14 protein-coding genes and 1 tRNA gene are annotated in these 14,307 nt (G+C 60.5%); 4 read left to right on the top strand and 11 right to left on the bottom strand.

Features of this window, described 5'->3' with window-relative positions:
- Positions 1-576: 576 nt before the first annotated feature.
- The 7 genes from B5F27_RS03640 to B5F27_RS03610 all read right to left on the bottom strand — a co-directional run bounded on the left by B5F27_RS03640 (position 577) and on the right by B5F27_RS03610 (position 7,951).
- Entirely contained in the window at positions 577-2,049 is a 1,473-nt protein-coding gene (locus B5F27_RS03640; RefSeq protein ID WP_087364742.1) for an Ig-like domain-containing protein, read from the bottom strand.
- Between the two features lie 171 nt (positions 2,050-2,220).
- Complete coding sequence (locus B5F27_RS03635; RefSeq protein WP_087247320.1) at positions 2,221-3,336, bottom strand: HlyD family efflux transporter periplasmic adaptor subunit; 1,116 nt, start codon at positions 3,334-3,336, stop codon at positions 2,221-2,223.
- A 4-nt stretch (positions 3,337-3,340) separates the two neighbouring features.
- A complete protein-coding gene (locus B5F27_RS03630) occupies positions 3,341-3,796 on the bottom strand; it encodes a hypothetical protein (RefSeq protein WP_087364740.1) in 456 nt (151 codons plus the stop codon).
- Positions 3,797-4,151: 355 nt separating this feature from the next.
- Positions 4,152-4,529 (bottom strand): hypothetical protein, encoded by a 378-nt coding sequence (locus tag B5F27_RS03625; protein ID WP_087364738.1) that lies wholly within the window; start codon positions 4,527-4,529, stop codon positions 4,152-4,154.
- Between the two features lie 36 nt (positions 4,530-4,565).
- Positions 4,566-4,940 carry a hypothetical protein gene (locus B5F27_RS03620; protein WP_087364736.1) on the bottom strand — a complete coding sequence of 125 codons (375 nt, stop codon included), beginning with the start codon at positions 4,938-4,940 and terminating at the stop codon, positions 4,566-4,568.
- Positions 4,941-5,051: 111 nt separating this feature from the next.
- Positions 5,052-7,382, bottom strand: a complete 2,331-nt coding sequence (locus tag B5F27_RS03615; protein ID WP_087364734.1) for a peptidase domain-containing ABC transporter — start codon at positions 7,380-7,382, stop codon at positions 5,052-5,054.
- Between the two features lie 495 nt (positions 7,383-7,877).
- Positions 7,878-7,951, bottom strand: a tRNA-Asn gene (locus tag B5F27_RS03610).
- Between the two features lie 178 nt (positions 7,952-8,129).
- Here B5F27_RS03610 and B5F27_RS03605 point away from each other — a divergent pair.
- The 3 genes from B5F27_RS03605 (at position 8,130) to sigG (ending at position 10,617) form a co-directional block, all read left to right on the top strand.
- Complete coding sequence (locus B5F27_RS03605; protein WP_087364732.1) at positions 8,130-8,984, top strand: sigma-E processing peptidase SpoIIGA; 855 nt, start codon at positions 8,130-8,132, stop codon at positions 8,982-8,984.
- 20 nt (positions 8,985-9,004) lie between these two features.
- Entirely contained in the window at positions 9,005-9,709 is a 705-nt protein-coding gene (gene sigK, locus B5F27_RS03600) for an RNA polymerase sporulation sigma factor SigK (RefSeq protein ID WP_087247309.1), read from the top strand.
- Positions 9,710-9,840: 131 nt separating this feature from the next.
- On the top strand, positions 9,841-10,617 hold the full coding sequence (sigG, locus tag B5F27_RS03595; protein ID WP_087364730.1) for an RNA polymerase sporulation sigma factor SigG: 777 nt from the start codon (positions 9,841-9,843) through the stop codon (positions 10,615-10,617).
- A gap of 55 nt (positions 10,618-10,672) precedes the next feature.
- Here the strand turns inward: sigG and B5F27_RS03590 are convergent, their stop codons facing one another.
- The 3 genes from B5F27_RS03590 to B5F27_RS03580 form a co-directional block, all read right to left on the bottom strand.
- Positions 10,673-10,945 (bottom strand): sporulation transcriptional regulator SpoIIID, encoded by a 273-nt coding sequence (locus tag B5F27_RS03590; protein WP_087247305.1) that lies wholly within the window; start codon positions 10,943-10,945, stop codon positions 10,673-10,675.
- 69 nt (positions 10,946-11,014) lie between these two features.
- On the bottom strand, positions 11,015-11,896 hold the full coding sequence (locus tag B5F27_RS03585) for a DMT family transporter (protein ID WP_087364728.1): 882 nt from the start codon (positions 11,894-11,896) through the stop codon (positions 11,015-11,017).
- Positions 11,897-11,907: 11 nt separating this feature from the next.
- Complete coding sequence (locus B5F27_RS03580) at positions 11,908-12,189, bottom strand: metal-sensing transcriptional repressor (protein WP_087364755.1); 282 nt, start codon at positions 12,187-12,189, stop codon at positions 11,908-11,910.
- 151 nt (positions 12,190-12,340) lie between these two features.
- Between B5F27_RS03580 and B5F27_RS03575 the strand changes: the two genes are divergently transcribed.
- A complete protein-coding gene (locus tag B5F27_RS03575) occupies positions 12,341-13,084 on the top strand; it encodes a sialate O-acetylesterase (protein WP_158098182.1) in 744 nt (247 codons plus the stop codon).
- 111 nt (positions 13,085-13,195) lie between these two features.
- On the opposite strand, the gene B5F27_RS03570 is transcribed toward B5F27_RS03575, so the two are convergent.
- A complete protein-coding gene (locus B5F27_RS03570) occupies positions 13,196-14,296 on the bottom strand; it encodes an aminoglycoside phosphotransferase family protein (protein ID WP_087364724.1) in 1,101 nt (366 codons plus the stop codon).
- Positions 14,297-14,307 lie beyond the last annotated feature (11 nt).

The following is a 14,307-nucleotide window of genomic DNA, read 5'->3' as shown; positions in this document are numbered from 1 at the left end:
CACCCGCCCTCAGCGGTATCCCCCGCGGCTGCGCCGCCGCCCCCGGTCGGGGGCTGGGTACCATGGGCGGAGCAGTGGAAAGGCAGGGCGGGGGAGGTACCGCACGGTTTAGAGGAGCCCCCCATCCGGCCCTGCGGGCCACCTTCCCCGATGGGGAAGGGTGTACCACGACGCCCGGCGGAATCCGGGAGGCTGGAAGGTACCGCATGGTCTAGCGGAATCCCCCATCCGGCCCTGCGGGCCACCTTCCCCGATGGGGAAGGGCGTACCACGACGCCCGGCGGAAACCGGGAAGCTGGGAGGTACCGCACGGTTTAGAGGAATCCCCCCTCTGTCGCCTGCGGCGACAGCTCCCCCGATGGGGGAGCGAGCCCGCCTCGTCCCGGACAGCCCGGCAGGCCGCCGCAAGGAACAGCCACGACAGAGGCAGAAACAGGGCCTCAGAGCCGCCTGCCGGCCGAAATAAGGGAACAACACACCTTTCCATCAAAACCAAACACAAAGCCCCGTCTCCTGTCAGGAGACGGGGCTTTGCTTGCTATGGGGAAGGTAAGATTCTTATATGGATGGCCTGCATCACCAGAACCAATACCTCTTCTTTACCACGATATACACCACCACGATGGCCAGCAGGGCCGCGCCTGCGGCGATCATTGCGTAGATGTTTACGTGGACGAACGTCAATGTGTCGTTGGTCAGCAGATAACGGCCCGCCGTGTCGGTGGTGACCACGCTGTCGGAGTAGCTGTTCAGGTACTGCCACTGGTCGGTGGCGGTGTTGTACAGGTACAGGCGGCCATAGCTGGCGTTTTCACCGGTCATGGTCACGCTGACGGTGCAGGGCATGGCGCCGCCCTCGTTCAGGGTGAACTCCAGGCCGTTTTCCTCAGTGCTGGGGGTGAACACCACCGCGGTGTTGATGGTGTTCTGGGTGTTCCGGATATCGGTGCCCTTGATGGTCAGGATATAGCCCTCGCCGGTGATGTTCATGGTCTTGCCGGTGCGGCGGAGCGCGTTGAGCATCTCGGAGGTGATGAGGGGAATATCTGCCTGGTTCAGGTTGACAACCTCAATCTGGGCGTCGTTGATCTGCTGAATGATGGGATCATCCGAGACGGTTTCGCCGCTGGATGCGCCCCCTTCATCGGTTTCGGAGCCCGAACTGCTGGAGCTGCTGGATGCGCCGCCCCGGTTGACAATGACCGTCACCATGCTGGAGGAATCCCCGTTGGAAACGATGATGGAGGTGGAACCGGTGCCCACCGCCGTGACGGTGCCGCTGCCGGAGACGGTGGCCACGCTCTTGTCACTGGAGCGGAAGGTCAGGCCCTGGGGCGCGGTGGAAGGGGTCACGCTGCCGGTGATCTGGGCGGTTTCGCCGGGCTTGAGAACCAGATAGTTGGTGTTCAGGTGGATGCCGTCGGTGGGGATATAGACCTTCACGTTGATGGTGCGGACGATATCGCCGCAGGTGACGGTGATGGTGGCGCTGCCCTTGCCCACAGCCGTGACACGGCCGAAGTTGTTGACGCTGGCCACCGCCTCATTGGAGGAGGTGAAGGTCACGGTGGCGGTGGCGGCGGCCGAGCTGGGGCTCACCGACACCGAAATGGTGGCGGTATCGCCCAGGGCGATTTCCTCGGAGGAAATGGCCGCATCCATATCCGAAACCACCGTGGAGGGATCGGGTACAACGTTGATGTCGTAGTAGATGGTCACCCCGCCGGCGGTAGCCGAAACGCGGGTGGTGCCCACCGATGCGGCGCCGATCAGGCCGTCCTGGCCCACCTGGACAATGCTGATGTCCTCGGAGGCAAAGACCACGTCCTTGTCGGTGGCATTCTCGGGCATGACCGTGGGTTTCAGCTGCTGGGTGGTGCCCACCACCATCTCGGCGTCGTATTCGCCGGGCTCAATGCTCTCGACCTCCACCCGCTGAAACGGCCATTTGATGGAGGGCAAACTTACTGCGGCGGCAGGCATGGCCGCGCTGACTGTCAGGGCAGTCAGCAGCAGAATGGCCGACAGCCGTTTTGCAAAAAACTTCATGTTATACCTCGTTGCGGGCAGATTTAGGCAGCCAAACCGGGAGAGACCCGCTCTGCCCGCGGACCGGTGCCGGCGGGCAAAACCACCTACAGGGGGAATTTTCGGCGAGGGGGAGGACGGTTTGGGTCCTTCACCGCTCGCCGGAAATGCATGACATGGAATCGTACCGGATCAGCGCACCAGGACGCCCAGAGCCTCCAGCGCGTACTGGAAGTAGGTGACCTCGTCGTACTGGACGCGGGCGGTGACGCTCATACCGTTGGACAGGTCCACCTGGTCGCCGCTCTTGCTGATCAGGTAGGTGCTGTCGGGGCGGACGGTCACCTTGTAGAAGGAGGTGCCGTTGGAGGAGGTCACGTCGCTGTCGATGGCGGTGACGGTGCCGGTCAGGGTGCCGTAGGCGGTCTGGGCCAGGCCGGTGATGGCGATGGTGCAGGGATCGCCCACCTCGATCAGGGGACGGTCGCTGAGGCCGGCATAGGCCACGATCTCATAATCCGAGTTCTCGCTGGCGACGGTGGCCAGGACCGAACCCGCCGACAGAACCATGCCCACGCTGTAGGGAGTGTCCATGTGGATGACGCCGGAGGTGGGCGCGTAGATGTAGTAATCGTTGGCGCCGGTGCTCAGGGCATCCAGCTGGGACTGCAGGTTCTCGATGTTGGCCTGCACGTTGCTGACGTTCTGGGCCGCAGACTGCAGGGCCGAGTAGTAGATCTGCTCCAGCTCGCTCTGGTTCTGCTCCATCAGGGACTGGATCTGCGCCTCGGTGTAGCCGGCGGCGCGGTAGGCCGACGAGTCAAAGGTGTGCTGGGCAACCTGGCTCTGGTAGTTCTCGTACTGATAGTAGTAGGTCTGGTCGGCCGGGTCGCTCTCGCTGAAATAGTTGGTGTTGTCCTGGATGGACTGAATCAGCTTGTTGTACTGGGCCAGCTGGGTCTGGTAGATGGCCATCTGGTTTTCCAGCTGACTCTGCTGGATATCCAGGTCGGTGCTCTTGACGTGGGCAATCAGGTCGCCCTGCTCCACGTAGCTGCCCTCCGAGATATTCAGCTCGGTGATCTGGCCCGAATAAGAGGACATAATATAGGTCTTGTTGGCCGACTGGACGGTGCCCGACAGCTGGGCGATATAGATGCGGGGGGTCACGGTACTCCAGGCCACAAGGCCGATCATCAGCGCCGCCACAATCAGGATCAGAGCGTACCCGTAGGGGGGCAGCTTCTTCTCCATCATAATCCGGCGGTCCTGCAGATCGTACAGATTGGTGACACGAATGTTGGTCATAGGGTTATTCCTTTTCCATAAAGACGTCGACAACGCCTTCATCGTCGTCCTGATTGACAAAAATGCTGTACACGCTGCCCGAGAGCTGGATGTCATGCTCAAAAGCATAGATGTTCAGCTTCTGGGCGGCCAGGTCGTTGCGGTTCATGGGGCCCATAAAGCGGGCATACAGGCAATCCTTCACCCGCAGGACGGCGTCCATGTGGTACTGGGGGTCCAGGCGGGGAATCATCTGGTTGGCCTGGCGCAGCAGATACATCTGGGGCTCCGGATTGGGGCCCTTGGTGACCATAATGTGCTGCACCAGCGGTCCGATGGGCTGGGCGTTGTGACTGCGGACGAAGTTCTCCATCTGGGTCACAATCAGATTGATGTTGGCAAACTCCTCGGGCATGATGCGGCGGCTGAGCACGTTGGTGAGCTTGAGGGTTTTGCTTTCACTTACTTGAATTTCATGCATAATGATTCACCTGTTTTATTGTAGTGTATTGCCCCTGCACTTCGTCCCTCTGGCCGCACAGGCCGCGCCCGTCCGCCGCAAAGGGGGCGGGGCAGGGGCCATGCGGGGCGCAGCAGGCAAAAGCCGGCTGTGACCTTGGTTTGCTTAAACCGCTCACAGTCCGCTTTTGCCTGTCGCATCCACTGGGATGAAACAGACAAGTTTCAGGGAAAATTAGGTTACAAAAAAATAAGGTGCGCCAGGAGGGACTTGCCTCCTGGCACACCATAACGAGGCATTTTGATCTGCCCCAACCCCGTGGGGCGGGGTCAGACTAAAATACACTTGCAATCGAGATTAGAGCTGAAACACCAGCTTAGGCAACCTTCTCGCCATCGACACCGATGACACCAGACTGCTTCACCTTAGCATTGCCAATACCCAGAGTGTAGATAGCGGCCAGACCGCCACCGACCTGCAGCAGGGTATTGGGCAGATCCTTACCAGAGAAGGTATTGCCCAGGGCATCAATGATGCCACCGAACTGATAGTTGCTGCCAAAGGCAGTGCCCAGAACAGCACCAATAAACTGGCTCAGGAAGGTGTTGCCAACAATCTTGATCATGTTGGTGTTGAAGGTTTTCCAGTTTTCGCTGGTCATGACAGCGGGCAGAACGTTAGCGATCACGCCGCCGCCAGTGACATAAGTCAGCTCATCCTCTGCAATTACTGCGTAATTTGCAGGAAAGGTCATGATGAACCACCTTTCTTAAGTTAGAATGAATCTGACTTACAGAGCGCCCTTAACGCCCAGAACCTTATCGGTGTGCAGGGTCTTAGCATCGCCAGTGCCCAGGGTGTAGATAGCAGCCAGGCCGCCCAGAACGTTAGCAACGGTGTCGAAAGCGTTGTCCTTAACGTAGTAGTTGCCCTCCAGGGTGTCGCCCCAGTTGCTGAAGCTGAAGTTGCCGCCGAACAGGACGCCAACAGTGCTGCTCAGGAACTTGGTCATCGAGTAGTTGCCAACGATCTTGATCAGGTTGGTGTTGAAGGTCTTCCAGTTGCCCTCGTTCATGATGGGGGCGAAGCAGTCGATCAGAGCGCCGCCGTTAACGTAGGTCATTTCGTTCTCTGCGATAACAGAGTAGTTTGCAGGCATCATCATAATGAATTACTCCCTTCAAATGATTGAAACGAAAAAATGTGTCGATTGCCGGTCGGTTGCGCAACCGTCCGGAAACCATTTATGTAACCAGGTGCGCACCTGGTTGCACCGTCAATAGGTTATCGAGTCGTCATCATCCTCATCATCCGAGGCGGAGACTGTCTCAACAACCGGCTTGGGCTCTTCGCGCTTGCGGAAGATACCCTGCTGCAGGTTCCACAGAGCGTAATACTTGCCCTGCTTTGCCATCAGCTCATCGTGGGTGCCGCGCTCTGCAATGTGGCCTTCGTCCATGACGATAATCTCGTCACAGCCGCGCACAGTGGAAAGGCGGTGGGCGACAATCAGCATCGAGCGATCGGCCAGCTGGTTGTAGATCATGTCAAAAATGGCATTTTCTGTTGCAAAGTCGAGGTTGCTCGTGGATTCGTCCAAAATATAGAGGTTTGAGTTCTTCAGGAACGCACGGGCCAACGCAATGCGCTGCTTCTCACCGCCCGACAGGCCGTTGCCGGCTTCTTCCAGGTAGGTGTAATACTGCAGCGGCAGTTTGCGGATAAAGTCGTGTGCATCCGCCTTCTTGGCCGCCTCCTTGACCTCATCCACCGTCGCGTCAGGGCGCGAAATGCGGATATTGTCAAGAATGGTCTTGCTGAAAAGCTCAATGTTCTGCGGGACATAGGAGATAGCGCGGCGGACCGAGTCATTGGTGTACTCGTCCAGGTTCACGCCATTCACCCGGATCTCACCCGATTCCGGCTCATAATACTTGAGCAGCATCTTGGTGATGGTGGATTTGCCGCTGCCCGACGAACCGACCAGTGCCACCTTCTTCCCTGCGGGAATGGCGAAGGACACATGATCCAGTGCGGGGGTGCGGTTGCCGTAGCGGAAGGTCACATCGCGGAATTCGATGTCGCCCTCCATCCGTTCGAGGTCGGTGTGTTCCTGCTCGTCGGACTGCTCGGTCTCATAGTCCATGATCTCAGTCAGGCGCTTCATGGAAATGGAGGCTTCCTGGATCTGGAGCTGAAGATTGACAAGGTTGCTGACTGGGCTGGTAAAATAGCTGGACAGGGTACTGAACGCCATAAACGAACCCAGGGTCATATCTCCCTGCAGGACCTGCGAGATGCCGACGTAGGTGGTCAGCATGCTGAAGCCCGTGGAGATCAGAGTGGTAATCAGCGTCTGGGTGGTGGAGAGTTTGCTGGACCGGATGCTGATTTTCAGGCTCTTAATATATTCCCGTTCCAGCCGCTCCAGCTCGTTGTCCTCACCTGCGTTGCACTTGATGGTCTCGATGCCGCGCAGGCCCTCGATCATCTGGCTGTTCAGGATGGACGCCTGCTGCATCGTCTCTTCGTTGATCTTTTTGTAGGGACGCTTATACACCAGCACCAGCAGGATGCTGACCAGCGTCATGAACAAAGCGATGGAGAAGAGGGTGGCGTTCATCTTGAACAAGATGACGCCAGTGATGACAGCCATCGAGATATCCATAATCAAACTCAGCGCAACGCTGGTGAAGATGGATTTGATGGTGTTTGCGTCGGAGTAACGGGTGGTGATATCACCGGTCTTGCGTGTGGCAAAGAACTTCATGGGCAGCTTGTAGATGTGCCCAAAGTAGCCCAGCATCATCGGGATATCAATTTTAATGGACAGATGGACCAGAATCCACTGCCGCACGAAGGTGACAAGTGCAGAGGTTATGTTGACGACGCTGAACACCAGAACCAGTGTCAGCAGCAGGTTTTGCAGCCCGTAGGGGAGCACCTCGTCCATCAGGATCTTGTTGAAGAGGGAAGAGGCAATACCCAGGATGGTCAACAGAACCGAACTGAGAATCGCGTAGGCGAACAGCTTCTTCTGCGGCCAGAGAAGATTCACATACCGCTTGAAGATGCTGCCCTGTTCAACCTTGCCCGGCTGGAAATCAGCGGTGGGGTTGAGCAGCAGAAGAACGCCGGTAAAGTTCTTGTAGAACTCGTCGAGGGTCATCTTTTTCAGCTCGGTGGCCGGATCACCCACGACAACGTATTCTTTGTCCTTGTACTTTTTGCCGGTCTTTTCGGCTTCCTCCTTGGCGGAGTTCACATCCAGCATATGCTTGCGGCGTGCACCCTCGTCAGGGATGGTTGTCTTTTTGAATACGACCACAAAGTGGGTCAAGCCCTGGTCGGTAATCTCCTGCGCGATGCAGGGAAGAGAAAAGTCACTTAAGAAGTTCTCGCGATCAACCCGAACGGCAGCTGAGGTGAACCCCAGTTCGTTGGCAGCTTTCTGCAAGCCTACGAGGTTGGTGCCCTTCAGGTCTGTGCCCATCATGTCACGCAGCCGCGTGATCGTGATTTCCTTTTTGTAATGGAGGCACACCATTGCGAGGCAGGCAGCCGCGCAGTCTGTGGTGTCGTGCTGCCGCACATAAGTATAGCGCATAGATGGTTCCTTTACAAGAGATTCGCCCGGCGAACGCCATGGTCTCTTTACAATGTATTTTTATTTTGTTCACACGGGACTATGGACACATTCTATCATATTCTGCCCGAATTCACAAGAGGAAAATTGCTCCATCCTGTACGAATGTAGGTCAAAACACGGCTTTTCAGGCCCGCCCGGCATGAAACAAAAGGAGAAAACCCCTATAGCAGCACGCAGTCCTCTGCTTTGCCCTGCCCTGCGGAGAAACAGGACAAAGCAGAGGTCAGCTGCTATCAAAAGAAGGGAGCGCCTACCCTTTGATCAAGGTGCTGCGGCTTTAAGGCGCCTGCCGGCTCTTAAAGCTCATGTGTAGTTTACCACAATGCGACAGCTTCTTCAAGGGGCCAATGTTAAATTCAAGGAAAAAAACAGTGTTGTTTACGCCAAAAATCGGGCGTTGAATTGTACGGAATATACAAAAAATGGCACAGATCCTGCGATCCGTGCCCGAAGCGCCTCTTGCCTGACTCGAACAGGCGACACCCTGATTAACAGTCAGGTGCTCTAACCGACTGAGCTAAAGAGGCATATCAAAGTTTGCAAGCGATATTATAGCGCAACCGAAAGGATTTTGCAAGGGGTTTTGTGAAAAAAGATGATTTGTCCTGCGGGAAGGGGGCCGGCCGGGCGAAAAGGAGCCGTTTTTCTGGTTCGCCGCTTTTCCCGGCCGGGGAGCGGTATGCTGGATGTCAGGGGCGATGCACCGTGAAAGTTTTGTACATAGACGAATTGCTCTTGACCAATTTTGCCGCAGCGGCGGCCTTTTTGCTGGCGGCGGGGCTGCTGGCGGGGGTCCGCTGCAGCGGGCCGCGGCTGGCGGCGGGGGCGGCCCTGGGGGCGATCAGCTGCCTGGTGCTGCTGGCGCCGCCCATGGGATTTGGGCCGGCCCTTCTCTATAAGATAGGGACCGGCGCGGTGGCGGTGGCTCTGGCCTACGGCTGTCCCGGGGTGCGGGTATTCCTGCGGCTGGGCGGGTGGTTTCTGGCTTTGAACCTGCTGCTCACCGGGGCGGCGGCGCTGGCGCCCCAGGCCCACACCGCCAACCTCACCGCCTATATGGACATCACGCCGGGGCGGCTTCTGGCCGGGACGGCGGCGGTGTACCTGGCGGTGCGGGCCCTGCTGAGCTTTCTGGGCCGGCCGGGCCAGGCGGCGGTGCCCGCCGTGCTGGAGATGGGAAACGCCCGGGTGAAGGTGACCGCCTTCTACGACAGCGGTTTCACCCTGGCCGACCCGGTGGCGGGCCGGCCGGTGGTGCTGGTGCGGTACGATGCCGTCCGCACGGCCCTGCCCGAGGCCCACCGGGCCTGCCTGGACGCCGTCTTTGCCGGGACGGGGGAGCCGCCCGACCCGGCCCTGGGGATGCGGTATCTGGTCTGCGGCACCATCGCGGGGCGGACCCTTCTGCCCGCCCTGCCCGCTGCGGCCCTGATCCGTCAGGCCGGGGGCCGCACCTGGAGCCAGACGGGGCTGCTGGCGGCTTTCTGTCCGGGGGGCGCCGAGGAGGGCTGGACCCTCCTGCTGGGGTCGGACCTGGCGGGCCGGATGGGATTATCCTGAGAACTAAGGGGGACATCGGAATGCTGAAATGGATTCTCAAAGCGTGGCAGAGGCTGTGGGCCCGGGCGGGAGCCTGGGGCGCGGTCCACTATCTGACGGGCGGGCCCAGCCTGCCGCCGCCCCTGACCCCCGAGGAGGAAAAGGAGCTGCTGGGCCGGATGGCTGCCGGCGACGCGGCCGCCCGGGATGAACTCATCACCCACAATCTGCGGCTGGTGGTGTACCTGTCCAAAAAGTTTGAGTCCAGCGGGGTGCCGTCGGAGGATCTGGTGTCCATCGGGACCATCGGCCTCATCAAGGCGGTGAATACCTTTACCATGGAGCGGAACATCAAGCTGGCCACCTACGCCAGCCGGTGCATCGGCAACGAGATTCTGATGTACCTGCGCAAAACATCCAACCGCCGCCAGGAGGCTAGCATCGACGAGCCCCTCAACGTGGACAGCGACGGCAACGAGCTTCTGCTGTCCGACGTGCTGGGCACCGACGAGAACCAGGTGGGCCAGCGGCTGGAACAGGACGCCGAGCGGGCGGTATTGCGCCGGTCGGTGGAGCGCCTCAGCGCCCGGGAACGGCAGATTATGGAGCTGCGGTTCGGGCTGGTGGACGGGGTGGAGCGGACCCAGAAGGAGGCCGCCGACGCCATCGGCATCAGCCAGAGCTATATTTCCCGGCTGGAAAAGCGGATCATCCGGGACCTGCGCCGCCAGCTCGAACAGGAGTAAGGAGGCGCGGTTTTCCACCCTTTATGGCATATCCTGTGAAAAAACGTGGAATGATTTGACAGGCCGCCCCCTGCATGAGCCGCAGGCAGGGCGGCCATACTTCCGGTAACACAAAGACCGGGAGGCACAGGATGTACAACAAGGTGGAGCTGTGCGGCGTCAATACCGCCGAGCTGCCCGTTTTGACCGAGGCGGAAAAACGTACCCTCCTCACCGCGGCCCGGGCCGGCGATCAGGCCGCCCGACGCCGGATGATCGAGGGGAATCTGAGGCTGGTGCTGAGCGTGGTACAGAAGTTTTCCCAGCGGAGCGAAAACCTGGACGATTTGTTTCAGGTGGGGTGTATCGGCCTCATCAAGGCCATCGACCATTTCGACCCCGGGCTGGATGTCCGGTTTTCGACCTATGGGGTGCCCATGATCGTGGGGGAGATCCGGCGGTTTCTGCGGGACAACAACGCCCTGCGGGTGAGCCGCTCCCTGCGGGATACCGCCTATCGGGCCATGCAGGCCCGGGAACAGCTGGAAAAACAGCTGGGCCGGGAGCCTACCATGAAGGAAATCTGTGACACGGTGGGCCTGTCCCGGCGGGAGGTGACGGCGGCGCTGGAGTCGGTGGTGGAGCCGGTGAGCCTGGAGGAGCCGGTGTACAGCGACGGCGGCGACGCCATGTATATGATGGACCAGGTGCGGGACACCGACGGAGAGGACAGCTGGATCAGCGGGCTGGAGTTTCGCCAGACGGTGCAGGGCCTGTCCGACCGGGAACGCAAAATCATGGAGCTGCGCTATTTTCTTGGCAAAACCCAGATGGAGGTGGCCAAAGAAATCGGTATCAGTCAGGCCCAGGTGAGCCGGCTGGAAAAGAGCGCGCTGCAGCAGTTCCGCAAGATGGGGGAATCCTCCTGAACGGTATCCGAAAGCAGAAGCTGCCGCATGGGCCCAAAACCCGTGCGGCAGCTTTTCAGTGTCCGGCCTGCCCGGCGTGGTGTAGGCGGCTGTATTTTTCCCGCGTGGCGGCCCCGCCCCGCAGATGGCGCTCGGCCTTGTTGCGGGCCAGGATGGCCTTGACCTGTTCAAAAAGGCCGGGGCTGACCTCCCGCAGGCGGAACGCCACGTCCTTGTGGACCGTGGATTTGCTGAAGCCAAAGGCGGCCGCGGCCGCCCGCACGGTGGCGCTGTGCTGCACAATGTATTCTCCCAGCAAAACGGCCCGCTGTTCCGGGTCACCTTTCATACCGATCCCTCCGTTCACCTTTCTAAAAGGTATGAGGGACCCGGGGAGAATATGTACAGGCCGGGGGGATTATGCGTCGGTGGAGGCGAAGTAGGCCCCCGCCATCATGATGGCCAGAGCGATCAGAAATACCTGGGTGAAGGCCTCCTGCAGGAAGAGGCGGGACAGCAGCACCCCGATGAAGGGGGCCACCGCATAATAGGCGCTGGTCTTGGCGGCGCCCAGACGGCGCTGGGCGTAGACGTAAAAGAAGATGCTGAGGCCATAGGCCACAAAACCCAGCACCAGCACCACCGGCAGAACCTGCAGCGGGGGCAGGGGCTCTCCCAACGCCAGGGCCAGGACCAGAGACCCCAGACCCGAGCCAAAGCCCTTGATGACCACAATTTCCAGCGGGTCGCTGGCCGACATCATCCGGGTGCAGTTGTTCTCAAAGCCCCAGCAGACGCAGGCTGCCAGCACGAACAGGGAACCGAAGGAAAAATCCAGGCTGGCGGCGTCCTCAAAGGACAGAATCATGCTGGATAGGGTAATCAGGCCGATGGCCAGCCACAGCCGGCGGCTGATCTTCTCCCGAAAGACCATCAGGGCGATGAGGGCGGTGGCCACAATCTCGAAGTTGTTCAGCAGGGAGGCGTTGGCCGAGGTGGTGCGGGTCAGGCCCACCATCAGGCAGATGGGGGCGGCGATGTCCAGCAGCACCATCCCCGCGGTATAGGGCAGGTCCCGGCGGGTGAGATGGTTTTCATGGGGGAGGGCTTTCACGCCCCGGCGCACCATCCCCAGCCCGAACATGCCGATGCCGGCCCCCAGATACAGCAGCCCCGCCATCATGGTGGGGGCCACGTCCTGGAGCAGCAGTTTGGACACCGGAGTGCTGATGGCGTAGAGGGCGGCGGCCAGCAGGGCCCACACAATGGAGCGGATGTTTTGGGAAGCTGTGTTGTCCATTGCCCATCGCCTCACTTTACAAACTGGTCGATGGCGGCGGACAGGTCCTCCAGGACCTGCTGGTCGCCGGTGCGGACCGCATCCGCCACACAGTGGCTGATGTGATCCTGTAAAATGATCTTGCCCACATTGTTGACGGCCGATCGCACCGCGGCAATCTGAATCAGGACTTCGCTGCAGTCCCGGCCCTCCTCCACCATCCGCTTGATGGATTCCAGGTGGCCGATGGCCCGGGACAGCCGGTCCAGCACCTGCTTGGTCTCGGTGTGGTGGTGGGGTGCAGAATGTTCCATAACGATTCCTCCAATCTATCCCCCCTGGGGGGATAGGCCCAGCATAGCACAAAAGCCCTGCCGGTGCAACCCGGCGGGGCGGTTTTCTCTGGCAAAAGCGGCGCTTTTCTGGTATGATAGAGAAAAACCAAGGGAGAAAAGGGGCGTTTTGATGGGATTATGGATTGATGACGGCCTCCATGGGGCAGAAGGGGAAATTGTCTCCTTCCTGCTGGCGGGCCAGTCCAACATGGCGGGCCGGGGAGACCTGACGGCGGAGAATGCCGTCGCCGCGCCCGACTGTCTGATGCTGCGGATGGGGCGCTGGCAGGCCATGAGCGAGCCGGTGAACGTGGACCGCGGGGTGCTGGAAGGGTCCAGCCCCCGCAGCGGGGCCTGTCTGGCGGCCAGCTTTGCGGCGGCCTTCCCCAAGGAAGGGCGGAAGGTGGGGCTGATCCCCTGCGCCGACGGGGGCACCACCATCGCCCAGTGGCAGCCGGGGGAGATCCTCTTTGACCATGCAGTGTTCCAGGCCCGGCTGGCCATGCGCACCTCCCGGCTGGGGGCCATCCTGTGGCACCAGGGGGAGAGCGACTGTCTGGCCCCCGAACAGCTGGAAGCCTATCCCGAACAGTTCCTCCGCACCATGGAGGGGTTCCGGGCCCAGCTGGGGGACCTGCCCATCCTGGTGGGGGAGCTGGGCTACCCCGAACACGGCTTCACCGGCACCCCCGCCCCGCTGCTGCGGGAGTTCAACCGCCGTCTGCCCGACCTGGCGGCCCGGATTCCCGGCTGCCGGGTGATTTCGGCCCAGGGCCTCACCTGCCGGGGGGACGGCCTCCATTTTGATACGCCCTCCCTGCGGACCTTTGGCCTGCGGTACCTGGAGGGCTACCAGGCCCTCGCCACCCGCTGAGAAAACTGCACAGCACCCAAAAAACGCCTCCTGCACCGGTGAACAAACCCCGGGCAGGGGGCGTTTTCAGCAGGGGACGGCGGGTCCCTTCTATTTATATATAGGAGCGGCTCAGACCTGGAGGGCAATCCGGGTCATGGCGTCGAATTCCTTCTCCATGCCCTGCACCAGGGTGAACTGGGTCCGGGCGCGGTCCAGGTTCTGGTCGGGACGGCTGATTTTGAAGTAGTGGTCTCCCTCCAGATAGTCGGTCAGGAACCGGATGCCGCATTCCAGGGTCATCAGCTTGGCGCCCCAGGGCAGGCTCTTGCGCTCGGCCTCGGTCATGGCGCTGCCGGCGGCCGACAGATAGCCCTTGGTAAACACCTCGTACAGGTGGAGGCTGAAGTGGACCTTGCTCTGGTCGGGCTCGTCCTCGGCGCAGTCGTTGGCGCCGAACCGGATGGAGTCGCCGAAGTCATAGGCCGACAGGCCGGGCATGACGGTATCCAAGTCGATGACACAGATGCCCTTGCCGGTGGCCTCGTCGATCAGAACGTTATTTAGTTTGGTGTCGTTGTGGGTGACTCGCAGGGGCAGCACGCCGGCGGCCAGCTGGTCTACCAGCACATGGCAGTCGGCCTCATGGGCCCGGACAAAGGCGATCTCGGCGGCCACGTCCTTGGCACGGCCCATAACGTCGGCGGCCAGGGCCTTCTCAAAGTTGGCGTAGCGGTTGGGGGTGTCGTGGAACCGGGCGATGGTCTCGTGCAGGGTGGCGGCGGGGTAGCCGGCCAGCTGGTTCTGGAATCCGCCGAAGGTCTCGGCCACGGTGTAAAAATCCTGCTCGTTTTCTACTTTCTGTAAACAGACCGTCCCCTCCACAAAGATGTAGGCCCGCCATGCGCCTCCTTCGGAGTCGGTGTAGTAGGGCTTGCCGTCCCGGGTGGGGATGACGTTCAGGGTTTCCCGGGCGGGGTCGCCGCCCCGGGCCAGAATCTGGCGGCTCAGGTAGCTGGTGACGCCGCAGATGTTCTCCATCAGCCCGGCGGGGTCGGTGAAGGTGTCGGTGTTGATCCGCTGCAGGATAAAGCGCTTGCTTTTGTCCGCGGCCCAGACCGCAAAGGTGTCGTTGATGTGGCCCGCACCGTACCGCTCGATGTCGCCCGTGGCGCAGTCAAAAGCGAAAGCAGCCGCAGCCTGGTGCAGCAGAGCTTCTGTAATGGGTTTCATAATGCAATTCC

This window comes from Faecalibacterium sp. An192 (assembly GCF_002160175.1).
In the GTDB taxonomy this organism is placed as follows: Bacteria; Bacillota; Clostridia; order Oscillospirales; family Ruminococcaceae; genus Faecalibacterium.
Note: the sequence above shows the minus strand (reverse complement) of the source record. Positions and strands in the feature narration are given on the sequence as shown.